This is a genomic window from Clostridium sartagoforme AAU1, assembly GCF_000401215.1.
Classification (GTDB): domain Bacteria; phylum Bacillota; class Clostridia; order Clostridiales; family Clostridiaceae; genus Clostridium; species Clostridium sartagoforme.
This window is the reverse complement of record NZ_ASRV01000128.1, coordinates 1-21048: the sequence shown is the minus strand read 5'-3', so window position 1 is coordinate 21048 and position 21048 is coordinate 1. Positions and strand designations below refer to the sequence as shown.

The following is a 21048-nucleotide window of genomic DNA, read 5'->3' as shown; positions in this document are numbered from 1 at the left end:
AAAAATATAGATTTTATTAGTGATAAAGGAATAAAAAAAGTTTTTCCTTGCTCTTTGTTATGCTATAATAACGCTATAGGTTTAACAACTTTTAAAATAATACGCTTATGCGAGGTGTTGTGAAATGATAGAATTTAAGAATGTATCTAAGCTATATGATAATAATGTAAAGGCTTTATCAGATGTAAATATAAATATAGAATCAGGTGAATTTGTATTTTTAGTTGGACCTTCAGGATCAGGAAAGTCAACTTTTATTAAAATGTTAATTAAGGAAATAGAACCAACAGTTGGAGACATAGCAGTTGCAGGCAAAAAACTTTCAACTATATCAAGGAGACAAATACCTTATTACAGAAGAAAAATAGGAATGGTTTTCCAAGACTTTAGACTTATTCCGACATTGAATGTATATGAAAATGTCGCTTTTGCTATGAGAGTTGTAGAGGCATCTCCTAAGGAAATAAGGAAGAGAGTACCTATGGTATTATCATTAGTAGGGCTTTCCCATAAATATAAGATGTTCCCAACTGAGCTATCTGGTGGTGAGCAACAAAGGGTTGCATTAGCAAGAGCTATAGTTAATAATCCTTCAGTTTTAATATGTGATGAGCCAACAGGAAATTTAGATCCAGAAACAGCTAAAGAAATTATGGATTTATTAGAGGATATTAATAGGGCCGGAACAACCATACTAATGGCTACTCATGCTAAAGAAATAGTTGATAGCATGAAAAAAAGAGTTATTGCCATAGAGAAGGGAAATATAGCAAGAGATACAAAGAGGGGGATGTACGAAAATGAAAATTAATACACTGAAATACTTTTTTGTAGACGCAATGAAAAGTCTTAGAAGAAATAGAACACTAAGTATAGCAGCAATGATTACTGTACTAATAACATTTTTTATATTTGGTACATTTACCTTATTAGGATTAAATTTTAATAAAGCAATAGAAGATGTTGCATCCAAGGTAGAGATTAAAGTCTTTTTAAAAGATGATATAAAGTTATTAGATCAAAGAGAGATAGAGTTAAAGCTAAATGAGCAAAAGGGAGCAAAGGAAGTAATATATGAATCAAGGGAAGAAGCATTTTTAAACTTTAAAGAAAGCTTAAAAGATAACCCTGGTTTATTACAAGGGTATGATTTACAAAATAATCCTCTTCCAAGTTCTTTTATAGTAAAATTAGAAAATCCAGAAGATGCAAATGAAATTACAAAAGCCGTAGAGGATATGACTGGTGTAGAAAATATATCTAATCAACAAGAAATGATAAATGCAATAAGTTCATTTGTTAGTGGAGTTAGAATAGCTGGATTAATATTATTTGTAGTATTTATAGGAGTTTCTATATTCTTAATAACTAACACAACTAAGATAACAGTATATTCAAGAAGAAAAGAAGTTGGAATAATGAAATTTGTAGGTGCTACTGATTGGTTTATAAGGTGGCCATTTATAATAGAAGGTATGATAATAGGTATGGTAGGTTCTTTATTGTCAAGCGTATTATTATTTACACTTTATAAATGGGCTTATGGATACATAGTTTCAAATATGTTCTTAGTGACACTAGTTACACCAAGCTTTGTGCTTGGAACATTAACATGGCTATTCTTACTAGGTGGAATATTAGTTGGTGCAGCAGGAAGTATAGTAGCATTAAGAAAATTCTTAGATGTATAAAATATAGAACAAAAAGAAAAAATAATTAATATAAATTAAGTGGGGTTTATCTCCACTTAAAACATATTTAAAGCAATCTTAGAGTATAGATAATATGTGTATAGCCCACTGAGAGAGTTTTATGAAAGGAAGTATTAATATATGGAGGAAAATAACAGTAAAAATATAAAAAAAAATAATAAATATAAAAAATCCTTAATAATAATTGGAATAGTTATAGTATTTATATTTTCTAATATAATGTTTTTCTACATTGGGAATGTATTTGCATTTAATGGCTTATCATTAAAAAGTGTAAGTAAAGATGTAGCGAAGGATTTAGGCGATATAAAGGATGTTAAAAAATATGATTTATTATTCCAAGTAAGGGATGCACTGTTAGCTAAATATGATGGAGAAATAGATGATGACACCTTATTAGAAGCAGCTATAAAAGGCATGACTCAATCATTAAATGATCCATATACAATATTTATGAATTCCGATGAATATAAATCATTTGTAGAGCAAAGTGAGGGACACTTTGTTGGAATAGGAGCTCAGTTAGGAATAAAGGATGACAAGGTTACTGTTGTAGCACCAATAGAAGGTTCACCAGCTGAAGAAGCGGGCCTAAAAAGTGGCGATGTTATATTAAAAGTAGATGGAAAAGACATAACAGAGCCAAATGTAGAAAAAACAATATCTATGATAAAGGGAGAACAAGGTAAGCCAGTAACATTAACAGTTGCAAGAGCAAGTTCTCAGTCTCTTGATATAACAATAATTAGAGATGTAATTAAGATGATTTCAGTAAAGGGAGAAGTCTTAGACGGAGATATAGGATATATACAAATATCTTCTTTCGATGAAGATGTGGCTAAGAATTTTAAGGAAAAGATAATTGAACTAAAAAATCAAGGTATGAAGGGTATGATCTTGGACTTGAGAGGAAACCCAGGAGGTTTTTTAGGAGAAGCAGTTAACGTTGCTTCACAATTCATACCAAAGGGAAAAGTAGTAACATATACTATAGATAAGTATGACAACAAGCAAGAATCAAACTCTGTTGGCGGAGAAGCTGAGGGAATGCCTTTAGTTATATTAATAGACGGAGGAAGTGCATCTGCTTCAGAGGTAGTTACTGGAGCCTTAAGAGATTATGGCGCAGGCACTACAATAGGTACAACAAGTTTTGGGAAAGGTGTTGTTCAACAATTAATAGAATTTAAAGATGGAAATGGTGGATTAAAGGTAACAACTTCAAAATACTATACTCCAAATGGAGAAAATATACACAAGGTTGGAATTAAGCCGGATATAGAAGTTACTATTCCAGAAGAAATATTATCAAAAGAATATGATAGGAGTATAGATCCACAGTTTAATAAGGCTTTAGAATCAATAAAAGATAAATTAAAATAGGAGGCTCAGAAATGGAGTTAATACTATATACACTAAGAACGGTAGCATATGCCATAGTTGAGCCAATGCACATATTTATGCTGATAGTTTTAGGAGTAATGTTTTATTTAAAAAATAAAAAAGTGACAATAATGCAAAAAATGACTATTGGGGAGAGTATTAACTCTCCTCTAGAACTTACTTTGTCACAACTTTCATTAGGAATAATAGCTGGAGCTATTATAAGTTTAGTACTAAGTAGCTTAGGAATTATATTTAATGAGAACTCTGGAATAGAAATAATGTTTATAATATCTATTTTTTTACTTTTTGTAAAGAAGAGATTTATATGCTTTGCTTACTCAGGAGCGGTATTAGGAGCTATAAGCATAATATCAGAATTCTTAGCTAATGCCACTAAAACACAATCGTATATAAATGTTAACATATTAGCACTTATGACATTTGTTGGGATTATGCATGTTGTAGAAGGTTTTCTAGTTATGTTTGATGGTAGTAGAGGAGCAATACCTGTATTTTCAAATAAGGAAAATAAGATAGTAGGTGGATTTGCTTATAATAGATATTGGGCACTGCCTGTAGCTATATTCATAGCTTTATCTGGAGATATATCTAGTGTTGCAACATCTGCAATTGAAACACCTAATTGGTGGCCTTTAATAAATAAATCAGAAACTTTATTGATATTAAGCACAGCAATAATAACTGCAATGCCTCTATATGGAGTGGTAGGATATAACTCAGTATCATTTACCAATGATAAAATTAAAAAACCATTATATTCAGGTATTGGAATACTTATTTATGGAGTGATACTAACTTTAGTAGCACAAGTAGCTCAATTTGGAATAATTGGACAAATTGTTACTATAATATTTGCACCATTGGGGCATGAAATAATGATTAAAGTTCAAAATAAGTTAGAGGAATCTGGAGATTATAAATATGTCACTGATGATAGTGGAGTATCTGTATTAGAAGTAGCTCCTATGTCGCCTGCACATGAAGCAGGTATAAGAAGAGGAGATAAAATAATACAAGTAAATGATATAAAAGCTATTTCAGAAGTTGAAATTTTTAAGATTGTTAAAGATAACATTCATGAAATTTCTCTTAAAATAAGGAAAATTTCCGGGGAAATAGTCGATTTAAAAGTAATTCCAAAGAATAAAAGGCTTGGATTGCTACTCGTGCCTAAAATGGTGAATGTAGAAAATGCTTTAAGTGTAGATAATGATAATTTTAAAAAGGTATTAGAAGAAATGAAAAGAAAGCGCTAAGCTTTCTTTTTATTTTAATAATTAATAGTTAATTGTTATACGTTGTATAAGATGAACATAAAGGATAAAATATAAATATGTAAAATAATATATGGGGGTGATAATATGCCTGAATTAAAAATTGTATCAAAATTTAAACCAACTGGAGATCAACCTCAAGCTATTGATAGCTTAGTTAATTCAATAAAAAGAGGAGATAAAGAGCAAACTTTATTAGGTGTAACAGGATCAGGTAAAACATATACCATGGCTAATATAATAGAGAGATTACAAAAACCAACGATTATTTTAGCTCATAATAAAACTTTAGCAGCACAATTATGTTCAGAATTTAAAGAATTTTTTCCAGATAATATAGTAGAATATTTTGTTTCATATTATGATTACTATCAACCAGAAGCATATGTACCACAAACAGATACATTTATAGAGAAAGATGCTTCAATAAATGATGAAATTGATAAGCTTAGACACTCGGCTACTTCAGCTTTATTAGAAAGAAGAGATGTAATAATAGTTGCATCAATATCTTGTATATATGGACTTGGTAATCCGGATGAATACAAAAAACTTACAATATCTTTAAGACCAGGAATGATAAAAGATAGGGATGAAATAATAAAAAAACTTATTGAAATACAATACGAAAGAAATGACATAGATTTTGCAAGAGGAAGCTTTAGAGTAAGAGGAGATTCATTAGACATTATTCCTTCTTATTCTTCTAGCAAAGGAATAAGAATTGAATTCTTTGGAGATGAAATAGAAAGAATTAGAGAATTCGATGTTTTAACAGGAAATATAATAGGAGAAAGAAATCATGTATCCATTTCACCGGCATCTCACTTTGCGACATCTAGGGATGTTTTAGAAAAGGCTATAAGAACTATAGAAGATGAATTAGAAGATAGAATTAAAGAATTAAATAGTCAAGAGAAATTGTTAGAAGCACAAAGACTAAGACAAAGAACTAATTATGATATAGAAATGATTAGAGAAATGGGTTATTGTAGTGGAATAGAAAATTATTCAAGAGTATTAGATGGTAGAGCACCAGGAACGCCTCCTAAAACTTTATTAGATTATTTTCCAGAAGATTTTTTAATGTTTATAGATGAAAGTCATGTTACCTTACCACAAGCTAGAGCTATGTATGCAGGAGATAGATCAAGAAAAAATACATTAGTAGAGTATGGATTTAGGCTACCATGTGCATATGATAATAGACCATTAAAGTTTGAAGAATTTGAAAAAAAAATAAATCAAGTAGTATTTGTAAGTGCAACCCCTGCTCAATATGAGATAGATCATTCAACAAATATTGCAGAACAAGTAATAAGACCTACTGGACTTTTAGATCCGATAATAGAAATAAGGCCAGTTAAAGGACAAATAGATGACTTATATGCAGAAATAAAGAAAACTACAGAAAAAGGTTTTAGAACTCTTATTACCACATTAACAAAAAGAATGGCAGAAGATTTAACAAAATACTTAACAGATTTAGGAATAAAAACTACTTATATGCATTCAGATATAAAGACAATAGAAAGAATGGAAATTATAAGAGATTTAAGACTTGGAGAATATGATGTTTTAGTAGGAATTAACTTATTAAGAGAAGGGCTAGATATTCCAGAAGTTGCATTAGTAGCTATCTTAGATGCTGATAAAGAAGGGTTCTTACGTTCTGAAACATCATTAATTCAAACAGTAGGAAGAGCTGCAAGAAACTCCGAAAGTAGAGTAATAATGTATGCAGATAATATTACTAAATCAATGGATAAAGCAATAAAGGAAACCGAAAGAAGAAGAGAAATTCAAATTAAATATAATGAAGAACATGGAATTACGCCTCAAACAATAATAAAAGAAGTAAGAGATGTGATAGAGGCAACTAAGGTTGCTGAAGAGGCAGAAAAATATGAAGTGGAAAATGAAAATACAAAAGATCTTTCAGTTAAGGATAAGAAAAAGTTAATTAAGAAGTACACAGATGAGATGATGGATGCAGCTAAGAATTTACAATTCGAAAGAGCAGCAGAGCTACGTGATATAATAAATAAGCTAAAAGGCTAAAAATTTAATAATTAACTATTAAGTGTTAATTGCTAATTACTGTCGGGGTGATGGAATGCTTGGATTATTAGAAAGTTGTAATTTATGCCCAAGAAATTGTGGTGTAAATAGGTTGAATGGGAATAGAGGGTTTTGTGGAGCTTCTGATAAAATAAGGGTAGCAAGAGCTGCCCTTCATTATTGGGAAGAACCATGTATATCAGGTGAAGACGGATCAGGAACAGTATTCTTCTCTCATTGTACATTGAAATGTGTTTTTTGCCAAAATTATGATATAAGTCAATGTGAATATGGAAAGGAAATAACTACAGAAAGATTAGCAGAAATATTTATAGAACTTCAAGATAAAGGTGCATTAAACATAAACTTAGTTACTCCAACACATTATGTGGTGCAAATTATTGAAGCTATAAAGATGTCTAGAAAGCAGGGGTTAAAGCTTCCTATAATTTATAATAGCAGTGGTTATGAAAATGTAGAAACTATAAAATTATTAAAAGGGTATATAGATGTATATCTTCCAGATTTAAAATACTTCAATAATAAATATTCCACTAAATATTCAAAAGCTATAAATTATTTTCAATTTGCAAAAGAAGCAATTGATGAAATGGTAAATCAAGTTGGGGAAGTTGATTTTGATGAAAATGGAATAGTTAAAAAAGGCGTAATAATAAGGCATCTTATGTTACCAGGACTTTTATTTGATTCAAAAAAGATAATAGATTACATTTATAATACATACGGAAATAAGGTCTATATTAGTATTATGAATCAATATACTCCTTTAGATCATGTTAAAGATTATCCAGAGATAAATAAACCATTAAATAAAAAACATTATGATTCTCTAATAGATTATGCTTTAGATTTAGGAGTTGAAAATGGATTTATACAAGAAGAAGGTACTGATAAGGAGAGTTTTATTCCACTGTTTAATTACGAAGGAGTTTAGTTCAGTTGAGAGTTGACAAGGCACAGTTCACAGTTAAGGAGGAAGAGTCTTATTTAATATGATTAGTTTATATGAAGCAATTCAAAATATAATTTTTATTTTGATGAGTGTATTGCATTTGTAAATACAATGACATAAGATAAATATATGAAAGGAGTGATTGGCAATGGCAAAAACAACAAATCTCTCTGTAAGGCTTGAACCGGGACTTAAGGAGCAGGCAGAATTAATTTTAGGGCAATTGGGTATTCCAGTATCTAACGCAGTAAATATATTTTTAAAACAGGTTGTTATGCAAAGAGGAATTCCTTTTGAGGTTAAGCTTCCTGATATAGAACCTATAGTGTTTTCAAACTTAACTGAAACAGAACTCAATGAAGAATTGAAAAAAGGATATACTGATTTTACTGAAGGAAACACAAAATCTGCTAAAGAGGTTTTTTCAGATATACGTAGGGATTATGGTATATGAAATATAAAATTGTATTGACCAAGCAAGCAGATACTGATTTGAGGGGTATCTATGAATATATTGCATTTACTTTGCTTGAGCCTGAAATAGCAGCTAGGCAATTGGAAAAAATTGAAAAGGGAATACTAAGTTTGGATGAAATGCCTGAGCGATTTCGAGTTTTTGAAAAGGAACCGTGGTATAGTAAAGGACTTAGACAGATGTCAGTAGATAATTTCGTTGTATTCTATATTTCTAATACTGAAGATAAAACAGTTAATGTTATCCGTATTATGTATGGAAGAAGAGACATTGATAAAAGAATTAATCAGTAACTATATAAATAAGATACAGATAATATGATGGGGCTGTCACAGACAGCCCTATTAATGTAGAATTACAACTTTAGATTTGGTGTAATATTATATATAAAAATAGGGGGACAGAAATATATGAGAGCTAGTGATTTAAAAAATGATTATAAATATGAGAAGAGTAAAAGAAGAGATTTTTCATTAATAAGAGCATTATATGATATGAAGGAAGAGGAAGAATATTCTTTAGATGATCAAAGTTATAATGATTTAGATATGAGTAATGTATATGAAAAAATTGATAGAACATATAGCAGTGCTGGAGAATCAGCTTTGTATTGTATGCTTAGAAATATTCATGTTAATAATGATGTATTAAAAAAGAGAAGTAAGCTAATAGATTTATTTAGAGATAATATAGATTTAAGAGCAAAGGTTCATGTTCATTATTTTAATTTGGGATATGATAATAAAAATTCACTTTTAGATATGATTAAGGATTATTTAATTATAAATAAAAAGAAATATTATATATATACTTTCTTGGGAACGATACTACCGTTAATATTAGCTATCTTAACTGTAGTGATGGCCAATCCTAAATTCTTAATTGCTTTATTTGGTGTAGTTTTAATAAATAGCTATATAAATAATAAGGAAACCAAAGAAATTAAAGATGTTGGTTTGGTATATTTGAGAAGAATTATAGTTGCTGCAAAAAAGGTAAGTAAAATTGATTTAGAAGAGCTTAAAGAATATAAAGTAAAAATGGAAAGTATCTTAAATGAAATAAAGATTATAGATAAGGGTACTAGAGTAATTGGATTTGGGAAAGCTTTTGCAGGAATTTTTGAGGGAATATCAGTAATGTTCTTACTAGAAGAAGCTGCTTATTATAAAATCAGTGGTGAAATAGAAGAAAAGAGAAATTTAATATTAGAACTTTACTGTGTATTGGGAGAAATAGAAGCCTTAATATCTGTAGCATGCTATCAAGGAAGTTTAAATGGGAACTTCTCTAAGCCTGAGTTTATAAAAGAAGTTCAATTAGAAATAAAAGAAGGAATCCATCCCTTAGTTGAAGATGCAGTTTCAAATTCTATTAATATTAATACTAAGGGTATAGTTTTAACAGGAACAAATATGTCTGGAAAATCTACATTTTTAAGAATGCTTGGTATAAATATAGTATTTGCTCAATGCTTTAATTTTGTTTTAGCAAAAAAATATAAAAGCTGTATTTTTAATATAGTATCTTCAATTAGCCCTAGTGATGATGTAAATGAAGGAAAAAGTTATTATTTAGCAGAAGCAGAATCTATATTAAGAATAATAAATGCAACTGAAAAAGAAATTCCAGTATTTTGCCCAATAGATGAAATATTTAGAGGTACAAACCCTACAGAAAGAATAGCCGCTTCTGCAGAAATTTTAAAATATATAAATTCTAAAAAGACAATATCAATAGTTGCAACTCATGATAGGGAATTAGCTGATATTCTAAAAGAAAATTACGAATTCTTTTATTTTAGTGAAAGAGTTGATAACAAAGAGGGACTTAGTTTTGATTATAAAATTAAATCTGGAGTCTCAAAGACTAAAAATGCTATAAAGTTGTTAGAATACATAGGTTATCCAAAGAGTATTGTGAAGAATGCTTATAAGAGATCTGAGGATTTAGAAAAATTTATTTAAACAAAAGTACTGCCTCATTCGTCTATAATATATAAGGAAGTAAATTAGGCTTATGATTGGGGGAAAAATAGTGTTTAAAAGGGCGAGAGAAAAGATTTTTGAAGAGTATATTCATAAAAATAAAGAAAAGTTCTTTAAAATATCTTATATTTACTTAAAGAATAAAGAAGATTCTATGGACGTAATACATGAGAGCATAGTAAAGGCATACGCTAAGCTTACAAGTATAAAAGATTTAGATAAGATTGATAAATGGTTTATAAGGATTCTTATAAATACTGCAATAGATTATATTAGAAAAAATTCTAGAACAATATTAGTAGAAGATAAAGATATGGAAGTGCTAATTAATAAATCAAAAGATCAAGGAGATAGTTTTAATTTATTAATTGAAAATTTAGATGAAGAACTTAGGTTAATAATAATATTAAAGTATTTTCATGGTTATAAAACAAGAGAAATATCTGAAATATTAAGCTTAAAGGAATCTCAAGTAAAAAATAAAATTCATAAGGCCTTAAATTTACTAAGAAAAGAGATTGAGGAGGAATAATTATGAAGGATATATTTGAAAAAGAAAAAATAGTATATAAAAATATTGAGATTCCAGAAAAGTTAGATTCTTTAATTATAAAATCTATTAATGAAGGAAAGAAAAAAAGTACTAAGATAGAATTTATGGCGAAAATAATTGCAGCATCTTTAATAACATTTTTTATAGTATTGAATGTGGTTCCAAGGTTTTCAACATTAGCTCAAAGTCTTCCTATAATAGGAAAGTTAGCAGAGCTTTTAACTATAGATAAGGGATTTAATCATGCAGTAGAAGAGGGGTTAGTGCATGATATAAGGTATGAAAATGAGATAAATGGAATTAGGTTAAGTGTAAGTAATATAGTTGGAGACTATAAATCTATGTGGATAGAATACGAATTAGCAGAAGACTATAAAGCAGATGTAAAATTAATGGATATAAATGATGAAGAAGAAATAAGTGCTTTTTATACCTATACTACAGAGGCTTATGGGAAAAGTGGGAATTATATTCAATGTAATTTTGAAGAATTTGAAAAGGAATTTTTATTAATATTTAATATTTATAATAAGGATAAATCAGAAAAACTAGCGGTTTTTAAGATTCCAATAAAATTAGAAGAAAAGTTTAATCATAGCTTAGATAATATTTCTATTAATAACAAGGTGATTAAAACTGAAGTTGGAGATATTGAAATAAAAGAAATAAAGACTTCTAAAACAAGAACAAGCATGACTTTTATTTTAAATAGCGATGATTATAAATTTGTTAAATTTGAAAATCCAGTATTAATAGATAGAAATGGAAATGAACACAAGATTTCATCTTCATATTTTATTAATGATAGATATGGAAATAATAATATAGAATTCCAAGGTGAAGTCAAGATTGGGAATATTACATTTAAATGTGATGGAATTTTTTATGATAAGAAGTATGATAAAAAAATAATAGTAGACTTAAAAAATAAACTTGTTCAAGATAATGAATATAATACTACTTTTGAAGGCTATGAAAATAATATTTTAAAATTAAAAACTGAAAATGTTGAAGGAATAGAATTTAAAGAAGAAGAAAACAAATATAAATTCAATAGCCAATCAGTCCATCAACAGGAAATTGGTGAAAACTTATATAAAATATATGAAGTAATTACTAGTTTTGATATATTAGATGAAAGTGATGGTATTATAGAAATTGATATAGATTCTATATCTAAGGATAAAATTAATGGTTTTGAGTTTAAGCTTAATAATTAAAAAATTAATAATATTTTATTAGAGCTGTTATAAAAATGTTTTATAACAGCTCTTAATCTAATACGTAAAAAGTATAAAATTTAAAAGATTAAGAAAATAATTATTAAATAATAAGTTATTATGTAATTGACAATAATTATAATAAAATTTAGAATATAATAAAGAACGTTTGTTCGAGATTAAATTTTAAAGTAAATGAAAAACTAATGTTATAAAATAAGAAGGGGCATTTGATATGAAAGATAAAATTATTATAAAAGGTGCGAAAGTACATAATTTAAAAAATGTATCACTAGAAATTCCTAGAGAAAAATTAGTAGTATTTACAGGGCTGTCAGGATCAGGAAAGTCATCTTTGGCATTTGATACTTTATATGCAGAAGGACAAAGAAGATATGTAGAATCTCTTTCATCTTATGCAAGACAATTTTTAGGACAAATGGATAAGCCTGATGTTGAATATATAGAAGGATTATCTCCAGCTATTTCAATAGCCCAAAAAACTACTAGTAAAAACCCAAGATCTACTGTTGGGACTATAACGGAGATATATGATTACTTAAGGCTTCTATATGCAAGAGTAGGAAAGCCATATTGTCCTAAATGCAAAATACCAATAGAACAGCAAACGGTAGATCAAATTGTGGATAGTGTAATGGCTTTTGAAGATAGAACTAAAATTCAAGTTTTAGCACCTGTAATTAGAGGTAAAAAGGGACAGCATGAAAAAGTTCTAGAAAAGTTGAAGAAAAGTGGATATGTAAGAGCAAGAATTGATGGTTCAATTTATGAATTAACTGAAGAAGAAATAACTTTAGATAAAAATAAAAAACATAATATTGAGGCTGTTATTGATAGAATAATTATTAAAGAAGGCGTAGAGGGAAGATTAACAGATTCAATTGAAGCAGCGTTAAAGCTTGCTGAAGGTATAGTAACTATAAATATAATAGATGGAGAAGATATATTATTCAGTGAAAAGTTTTCATGTCCACAATGTGGTATGAGTATAGATGAAATAGAACCAAGGTTATTTTCCTTTAATGCACCTTATGGGAAATGTGATTATTGTGATGGACTTGGTACATTAATGGAATTAGATGAAGATTTAATAATACCAAATAAAGATTTAAGTATAATGGAAGGTGCAATTGCAACCTGGGGAGAAGGAAGACTTAAAGAAGAATCATGGACTTATGCAATTCTACAGGCTTTAAGTCATGAATATGATTTAGATTTAAATAGACCAGTGAAAGAGTTGAGCAGAGAAGCTTTAGATTTAATTCTTTATGGAACTAATGGTAAGAAAATAAAAGTTACATATACTAAAGATGGTGTGAAATCTCAATATAATTATTCTTATGATGGTGAGATAAATTCATTAAAGAGAAGATACATGGAAACTAATTCTAATGATATAAAGACTAATATAGAACAATATATGGGGAACAATGCTTGTCCAAAATGTAAAGGAGCAAGATTAAATAAAGAAGCTTTATCTGTATTAGTAGGAAATAGAAACATTTATGAATTTACAACTTATTCAATTAAAGAGGAACTTGATTATATTAATTCTGTAGAGTTTTCTGAAAAAGATAAAAAAATTAGTGAACAAATAGTGAGAGAAATTAAAAATAGGCTTACATTCTTAGTAGATGTGGGATTAGATTATTTAAATCTAGCTAGAAGTGCAGGAACTTTATCAGGAGGAGAAGCACAAAGAATAAGACTTGCAACACAAATAGGTTCAGCCCTTATGGGAGTTTTATATATTTTAGATGAACCAAGTATAGGACTTCACCAAAGAGATAATGATAAACTTATAGCTACTTTAAAAAATTTAAGAGATGTTGGGAATACAGTAATAGTAGTTGAGCATGATGAAGATACAATGAAAGAAGCAGATTATATAGTAGATATAGGCCCTAGAGCTGGAGAGCATGGCGGAGAAATAATAGCAGCAGGAACTATTGAAGAGATAAAAAAATGCAAGAACTCCATAACAGGACAATACTTGACAGGAGAAAAGAAAATTGAGATTCCAACTGAAAGACGAAAAGGAAATGGTAACTTTATAACTGTTAAAGGAGCAAAAGAAAACAACTTAAAGAATGTTAATATAAAAGTACCACTAGGTACAATAACTGCAGTAACAGGCGTATCAGGTTCAGGTAAAAGTACTTTAATAAATGAAATATTATATAAGGGACTTAATAGATTGGTAAATAGAAGTAAGAATCCTGTGGGAGATCATAAGGAAATAACAGGCTACGAGAATATTGATAAAATAATAGATATAGATCAAAGTCCTATAGGAAGAACACCAAGATCAAATCCAGCGACATATACAGGAGTTTTTGATATAATAAGAGAATTATTTTCTACAACTCCAGAAGCTAAAATGAGAGGTTATAAGCCAGGAAGATTTAGCTTTAATGTAAAAGGTGGAAGATGTGAAGCTTGCTCAGGAGATGGAATAGTAAAAATTGAAATGCAGTTTTTATCTGATGTTTATGTTCCGTGTGATATATGTAAGGGTAAAAGATATAATAGGGAAACCTTAGAAGTAAAATATAAAGGAAAATCAATAGATGATGTATTAAATATGACTGTAGAAGAAGCTATGAAATTCTTTGAAAATATTCCAAGAATAAAAAATAAAATGGAAACATTAAATGATGTAGGACTTGGATATATAAGGCTTGGTCAACCTTCAACTCAATTATCAGGAGGAGAAGCACAAAGAATAAAATTAGCTTTTGAACTTTCAAAAAGAAGTACTGGAAAAACTCTTTATATATTAGATGAGCCAACAACTGGACTTCACGTAGATGATGTAAGCAGGTTAGTTGAAATACTTCAAAGACTTGTTGAATCAGGAAATACAGTAGTGGTTATAGAACATAATTTAGATATGATTAAGTGTGCAGATTATATAATAGACTTAGGTCCAGAGGGTGGAGACAAAGGTGGAACAATAATTGCAACAGGCACTCCAGAGCAAATAAGTGAGATAAATGACTCATATACAGGTAAATATCTTAAAAAGATGTTAAGATAAGTTAAGTATACTTGTTATTTTTAACTAGAAGTTTTAATATATAATGGTAATAGAATACTAATTTTGAGGTGAAAAGATGGGTTTTTCAAAGCTAATGACATTAGTTTTTGGTATAGCATTCATTATAATATTATATTTTATAATTTATTATGCACTAAAAATAATGTACAAGGATGTAAAAGGTGGGGGAAGAAAGAGACAATCTTCTACTAAAAAGAATTATGGCATAGAAGTACTAAGTACAGGTGAAAACTCAAACTTAGAAGAGGGGTCTATTTTATTGTTAAGAGGGACAATAACAATAGGAAGAAGAGAAGGAAATACAATAAAATTAGATGATCAATATGCTTCAGGAAATCATGCTAAGATTATAGTTAAAAATAATGAAATAGTTATAGAAGATTTAAATAGTACCAATGGTATTTTCATTAATGATGAAAGAATAAATGAATTTGCTAAAATCAGAGCTAACGATAAAATAAGAATAGGAAGTGCTATATTTAAGGTGATAAGGGCAGAGAAGAATTAGAGGTGAGATTATGAATAGTGCATTAAAATTAGAAAAAAGAGTCTTAAAATTAATTTATCTTCTGTGCATACTTTTATTTACAAGCCTAGCCCTATTAAAGAAGCCATTTGATACTAAAGCATTAATTATGGGAGTTATACTATGCATTATAGTAGGATTTTCTCATTATTTAATAAGAAGATTTTATCCAGATGGTGATAAGTTTATGCTTATATTTTCAAGTATATTAGCAGTAGTAGGAATAGCTGTTCTTTATAGAATAGACCCTGATTTTGCTATTAAACAATTAATATGGTCAATACTTGGAATAGTATCATATATTGCTATAGTAGTAGCTATGCCAGACTTAAAGAGTTTTGCTAAATATAAAAAAATATATATGATAGCTACTTTAGTATTTATGCCAATGGCATTAATATATGGACTTATATTTAATGTAGAAACATATGGAGCTATGAACTGGGTATTTATAGGTCCATTTGGATTCCAGCCATCTGAATTTGGTAAGATAGCGCTAGTTTTGTATTTAGCAGCATCACTTATGACATATGAAAATAAAAATGTTATTAAGGATGATTTTAAGCAGCTAATTGAACCGGCAATAATAGTTATGTTTTCTTTAATTTGTATGGTGCTGCAAACAGATTTAGGTTCAACATTAATATTCTTTGGTATTTCAGTTACTATGCTATACATAGCAACGTCTAAGAAAAAATATGTTTTTACATGCTTAGGTTTATCAGCAATAGGTGCTGTGGCAGCTTATAAAGTTTTTGGACACGTACAGAGAAGAGTTATGATATGGCTTGATCCATGGAAATATGCTAGTGATGAAGGATATCAAATAGTTCAAGGATTATATGCAATAGCCTCAGGTGGCTTATTTGGAGTAGGGCTTGGAAATGGATATCCAGATTTAATATTTGCAAGGGAAAGTGATTTTATATTTGCTGTTATTTGTGAAGAATTTGGAATGATATTCGCAATTGGAGTTATGATAATATACTTCCTTCTATTTTACAGAGGAATAAGAATAGCATTTTTAACTAATGATAGGTTTAGTCAATTGGCTGCTGTGGGCTTTAGTACAATGATAGCTTGTCAGACTCTGGTTATAGTAGGAGGAATATTTACAGTTATACCTCTTACGGGAATAACACTACCTCTTATAAGTTATGGAGGTAGCTCTATGTTAACAATGTTTTTTGCTTTGGGCATTTTACAAAAAATATCAGAAGAATATTAAATTATAAAACAATGTAAAATTATAGTGGAATATAGTATAATATTAGAAGAGTAATGATAAAATTCATTACTCTTTATTTTACGGTAAAATGTATATATTTATTAAATAAAAACTATTAAATTCTCGGGGGAGGGGTAAATTTGTCTAATAACACAAATACAAAGCTTAAGGACAAGATTGGGAAAAGAACTAAAGCTAAAAAACTTGAAAAATCAAAAGGTAATAAGAAAAGAAGGATAACAATTGCTCAAAAAATAATAATCTTTCTTGTAATTATTATTTTACTAACGAGCTTTTCCTTGGCAACGTATTCAGCAGTGATAATTTATAAAAATGAGACAAATAGAGTAAATGATTCTTTAAAACAAACAAATAGCTTTGGTGAAAATATAGTTAATAAAAGTATTGTCCAATTGGAAGATTTAATATATTCAATTGAAAATGGAATAAGATACAAGGATAGAGCAAATAGTTTTGTAGATTCTTTAATGAAAAGTAATCCATATGTTGTTTCTATAGCAGTTAAGGAAGATAATGGGGGATTTATAGCATACTCAGGGGGACTAAGTAAAGCTTATGTAGATGCATTAACATTCGCTGAAGGTGGAGTAAGAGGAGTATCCTGGTCAAATATAGTAGTATCAGGAGATAAAGGATTTATTGTAATAAAAGCAAAATTTGATAATAGAGAATATTATGTTCAAACTTCAGTATCTATATTTCAAGACCAAATTGATACTATAAATATAGAAGGAATAGAAGTTAACTTAACAGATAGTTTTGGAACTATAATAGCGAGTACGAATAAGGAGCAAATCAATACAAAAATAAATGCTGAATTAAATGGATTAATAGAGCAAAATAAAGAAAGCAATGAGATAAAAATAGGTAAAGATAGTAAAATAGTATTTTATCATAAATTTAGCAATAACTTTAAAGTTACAAGTATTTACGATAAAGGAATGTTAAATAAAAGTATATTAGAAAGTATAGCAATTACAATAATAATTACAGCAATAGTTGCATTAGTAATAACTTTAATTGCATCAGTAATTATTAAGAAGTATTTAAATGCCATCATTGATATAAATAATATGAGTAAAGCAATGGGAAAAAAAGATTTCACTAAAAGATCAAGCATAAAATTAGATGATGAAATAGGAGATGCTATAAGGGAACTAAATAATTCTTTTGATATACTTAAAGGTGTAATGAAAGAAAATCTTTTATTATCACAAAATTTATCAGAAAATAGTACAAACATAGATGATTCATCTAATAGTATGTATGAGATATCAAAACAAGTATCAGCTTCAATCCAAAATATTTCAATAGTTGCACAACAACAAGCAGGTAGCATGGTTGATATATCTAATAATATTAATACATTAGGAGATTCTATAAATGATGTGTCAAAGACTATTGATGTTTTAAACAATCTATATTCAGTATTAAGTAAAAATGTAGAAAATAACAATCAAGGAATGCAAAAACTCTTAATAGATAATTCAGCTCTACAAAGTTCGATAGAAGATTTATCTATAGATATAATAGATATTTCAAGAAGTACAAAAAAAATAGATGACTTTATAAAAATAATAGATGATATAGCAAATAGTATAAACTTAATATCAATAAATGCTTCGATTGAAGCTGCCCACGCAGGTGAAGTAGGTAAGGGGTTTGCTGTAGTAGCAAAAGAAATTAATAAACTTGCAGAAAATTCTAAAGAGGCTACAGACATAATAAAAGTTACGACTTTAGACATCAATAAAAAGATAAGCAAGGCAGTAGATGTATTAGGAGAGACAAAAGTTGTTTCTATAAATGAAAGCACTAGTGTTAAGGAAACAGTATCATCTTTGAAAAATATAAGTGATGAGATTAGAGTCATGAAGAGTGCGATAAAATCAATTATCGATTCTAATAATGTTGTTACTTCTAAAAAAGAGGAAATTTTAAAAATAGTAGAAACTAGTGCAGCTTCAATGGAAGAAGTAGCAGCAGCGACAGAAGAAATAACAGCATCAACAGAAGAACAGTTTAGTTCAATGGAGGAAATACGAAGTCTAGCTAGTGATCTTAAGGTATTAGCTATGGAAATGAAAGAAAGTATTGCAGAATTTAAGGTATAATAAAAAAATTTGATGTATAATATAAAGGAGCTGTTTAAAACAGTTCCTTTAATTTTATAGTTTAAATATATAACTTTATAGTTATAATTGTATTAATATGTTTAAAAACAAGGAGGACTTTATGAGTGATTTAGCAAAAAGCGTAAGAAACATTATGGTGATATTTCTTTTTTGCTTTATAGCATTAATATCATATATAGCCTATTTTCAAGTCTTTAAGGGACCTGATATAGCAAATGATTCAGGCAATAAAAGGCTTTGGGCAAAGAGAAATGAAGTTTTAAGAGGAACAATATATGATAAAGATGGAAATCCAATGACTAAAAGTACTAGAGAAGATAAATTTAATCAAAATAGAGAGTATATCTATGGTGATTTATATGTTCATGCTTTAGGATATATAGATGAAAGATTTGGTATTACTGGATTAGAAGAAGAGTATGATAGTGAATTGTCAAAATATAGTAGTTTCTCTAATAGTATTAGAAGCTTACTAAAGGATTTTGATATAAAAAAAGCTTTTGAAAATAGAAATGAAGAAAAAGTTGGGAATGGAATAGTAACCACTTTAGACTATAATCTTCAAAAAGTTGCCTATGATGCAATGGGAGATTTAAAGGGGGCTGTAGTTGCAATAAACCCTAAAACAGGAGAAATATTAGCAATGATATCAAAGCCAACATATAATCCTACCGATCTTGAAAAAGTTATAGAAGATGCAAATACTGGAGTAGATTTAGATAGTAAATTATTAAATAGAACAATAGATGGGTTATATCCACCTGGATCCGTATTTAAAACAGTAACTTTAGCTGCTGCTTTAGAAAGTGATCCAAGTATAGTTAATAGAACTTTTGGTGATACAGGAAAAATAACATTTCCAGATGGCACAGAACTTAATAATTATATGAAACAAGCACATGGAAATATAGATCTACAAATGGCATACAGAGTTTCTAGTAATGTAGTTTTTGGAACTCTTGCAATGGAGATGGGAAACGAGAAGTTAAAAGAAGTAGCAGAAAGGTTTGGGTTTAATTATAGAATGGATGGAATAGGGCTTTCAATAATACAAAGTAGGTTTCCAGCCTTGAAGGAATATGAAGTAGGTAATATAGCTCAAAGTGGTATAGGTCAGGCAAGTGTTTTATCAAGTCCAATGCAGATGGCTATAGTTGCAGCTACAGTTGCTAATGATGGAGTTCTTATGGAGCCTAAATTGGTAAATAAAATAGTAGATAAGGATGGAAATACAATTAAAGAAATACCAAATAAAACATTAAAAAATAATGTGATTTCAAAGGAGATAGCAGAAACAATAAAAGGTTATATGGGGTTTCTAGTATCTAATAATATATATAGATGGCCAGCCTTTGAAGGTACTAATGCTGGGGGAAAAACAGGTACAGCAGATTATATAGAAAATGGTGCTGAAGGAATACCTCATGGATGGTTTATATCAGCAGCACCTTTAGATGATCCTAAGATTGCAGTTGCTGTAATAGTCGAAAAGGGCGAAAATGGAGCAGGTTCGGCAGCAAATATAGCTTCACAAATTATAAGAGCAGCTGTTCTAGAAAATTAGTAATACAACTTTCTACAAAATTTTATCTTTTAACTTTAAAATTCTCACTATTTAACTTTTGTCTCATATATTAAAATAGGGACTTAATTTCTAGGCTTTATTTTTTATATAAAGTTAAAGAATTTTAGAGACTAAAAGGAGATATTATACTATGTTTAGAGTTAAACAATTAGAAGTTGAAGGCTGCTGCTTAATAACACCAACTGTCTTCATGGAAAGTACATGTGATTTGATTAAAGTTTTTAATGATACTCAATTCAATATATATGGATTAAGCACAGAATTCAAAGAAGAATACTATGCTATAGCAAAGCCCGGAGTAGTAAGAGGGATGCATTTTCAATTGCCTCCAGAAGGGCATGATAAGCTGATAACTTGCATATCAGGAGAAATACAGGATGTAGTGATAGATTTAAGAAAAGAATCTAAAACTTACGGTAGATACACATCAGTTAATTTAAATGAAGATAATAGAAATTTAATATATATACCAATCGGATGTGCACATGGATATTATATAAAGGGAAACAAAGATGCGTTAGTTTATTATAAGGTTACAAAGCCATTTGTAAAAGAATTAAGAGGTGGGGTACATTGGGATTCATTAGATATTCCTTGGGAATTTAATAAGGAAGAAGTTGAAGTTGAAAGGGGAGATAAAGCCTGGCCAAAGTTTGAAGCGTTTGAAACACCGTTTTGATACAGTTGACAGTCCGCAATTCACAGTTCACAGTCATAGGGAATGTGGAATAGGTAACAGGGAACAGGCTATGATATAAATTGCGAAGCAATTTATTCAATTAACAATTAACAATGCACGATTAACAAC

Annotated in this window: 17 protein-coding genes; all 17 read left to right on the top strand. The window is 28.9% G+C overall.

What is annotated here, in order from left to right; genetic code table 11:
* Positions 1-124: 124 nt before the first annotated feature.
* The 17 genes from ftsE (at position 125) to A500_RS10100 (ending at position 20919) form a co-directional block, all read left to right on the top strand.
* The gene (gene ftsE / locus A500_RS10180; protein ID WP_016207501.1) at positions 125-811 is read left to right on the top strand and encodes a cell division ATP-binding protein FtsE; all 687 of its coding nucleotides are present in this window, start codon (positions 125-127) and stop codon (positions 809-811) included.
* Positions 801-1691: a permease-like cell division protein FtsX gene (gene ftsX / locus A500_RS10175; protein ID WP_016207500.1), complete on the top strand. Its 891-nt coding sequence runs from the start codon at positions 801-803 to the stop codon at positions 1689-1691. The genes ftsE and ftsX overlap by 11 nt, the downstream gene beginning before the upstream one ends.
* Before the next feature lie 141 nt (positions 1692-1832).
* Positions 1833-3095, top strand: a complete 1263-nt coding sequence (locus tag A500_RS10170) for a S41 family peptidase (protein WP_016207499.1) — start codon at positions 1833-1835, stop codon at positions 3093-3095.
* An 11-nt stretch (positions 3096-3106) separates the two neighbouring features.
* On the top strand, positions 3107-4375 hold the full coding sequence (locus A500_RS10165; protein ID WP_016207498.1) for a PDZ domain-containing protein: 1269 nt from the start codon (positions 3107-3109) through the stop codon (positions 4373-4375).
* Positions 4376-4480: 105 nt separating this feature from the next.
* Positions 4481-6454: an excinuclease ABC subunit UvrB gene (gene uvrB, locus A500_RS10160; protein WP_016207497.1), complete on the top strand. Its 1974-nt coding sequence runs from the start codon at positions 4481-4483 to the stop codon at positions 6452-6454.
* A gap of 55 nt (positions 6455-6509) precedes the next feature.
* The gene (locus tag A500_RS10155) at positions 6510-7409 is read left to right on the top strand and encodes a radical SAM protein (RefSeq protein WP_016207496.1); all 900 of its coding nucleotides are present in this window, start codon (positions 6510-6512) and stop codon (positions 7407-7409) included.
* A 166-nt stretch (positions 7410-7575) separates the two neighbouring features.
* Positions 7576-7881: a type II toxin-antitoxin system RelB/DinJ family antitoxin gene (locus A500_RS10150; protein WP_016207495.1), complete on the top strand. Its 306-nt coding sequence runs from the start codon at positions 7576-7578 to the stop codon at positions 7879-7881.
* Entirely contained in the window at positions 7878-8195 is a 318-nt protein-coding gene (locus A500_RS10145) for a type II toxin-antitoxin system RelE/ParE family toxin (protein ID WP_016207494.1), read from the top strand. The genes A500_RS10150 and A500_RS10145 overlap by 4 nt, the downstream gene beginning before the upstream one ends.
* Before the next feature lie 117 nt (positions 8196-8312).
* On the top strand, positions 8313-9869 hold the full coding sequence (locus A500_RS10140) for a MutS-related protein (protein WP_016207493.1): 1557 nt from the start codon (positions 8313-8315) through the stop codon (positions 9867-9869).
* A 70-nt stretch (positions 9870-9939) separates the two neighbouring features.
* Positions 9940-10422 (top strand): sigma-70 family RNA polymerase sigma factor, encoded by a 483-nt coding sequence (locus A500_RS10135; protein ID WP_242835114.1) that lies wholly within the window; start codon positions 9940-9942, stop codon positions 10420-10422.
* A 2-nt stretch (positions 10423-10424) separates the two neighbouring features.
* The gene (locus tag A500_RS10130) at positions 10425-11663 is read left to right on the top strand and encodes a DUF4179 domain-containing protein (protein WP_016207491.1); all 1239 of its coding nucleotides are present in this window, start codon (positions 10425-10427) and stop codon (positions 11661-11663) included.
* A 235-nt stretch (positions 11664-11898) separates the two neighbouring features.
* On the top strand, positions 11899-14724 hold the full coding sequence (gene uvrA, locus A500_RS10125) for an excinuclease ABC subunit UvrA (protein WP_016207490.1): 2826 nt from the start codon (positions 11899-11901) through the stop codon (positions 14722-14724).
* 76 nt (positions 14725-14800) lie between these two features.
* Positions 14801-15253, top strand: a complete 453-nt coding sequence (locus A500_RS10120) for an FHA domain-containing protein (protein ID WP_016207489.1) — start codon at positions 14801-14803, stop codon at positions 15251-15253.
* 10 nt (positions 15254-15263) lie between these two features.
* Positions 15264-16499, top strand: a complete 1236-nt coding sequence (locus A500_RS10115; RefSeq protein WP_016207488.1) for an FtsW/RodA/SpoVE family cell cycle protein — start codon at positions 15264-15266, stop codon at positions 16497-16499.
* 140 nt (positions 16500-16639) lie between these two features.
* Positions 16640-18634, top strand: coding sequence for a methyl-accepting chemotaxis protein (locus A500_RS10110; RefSeq protein WP_016207487.1), 1995 nt, complete (start codon positions 16640-16642; stop codon positions 18632-18634).
* Between the two features lie 121 nt (positions 18635-18755).
* Positions 18756-20219, top strand: a complete 1464-nt coding sequence (locus tag A500_RS10105) for a peptidoglycan D,D-transpeptidase FtsI family protein (protein ID WP_016207486.1) — start codon at positions 18756-18758, stop codon at positions 20217-20219.
* Positions 20220-20370: 151 nt separating this feature from the next.
* Positions 20371-20919: a dTDP-4-dehydrorhamnose 3,5-epimerase family protein gene (locus A500_RS10100; protein ID WP_016207485.1), complete on the top strand. Its 549-nt coding sequence runs from the start codon at positions 20371-20373 to the stop codon at positions 20917-20919.
* Positions 20920-21048 lie beyond the last annotated feature (129 nt).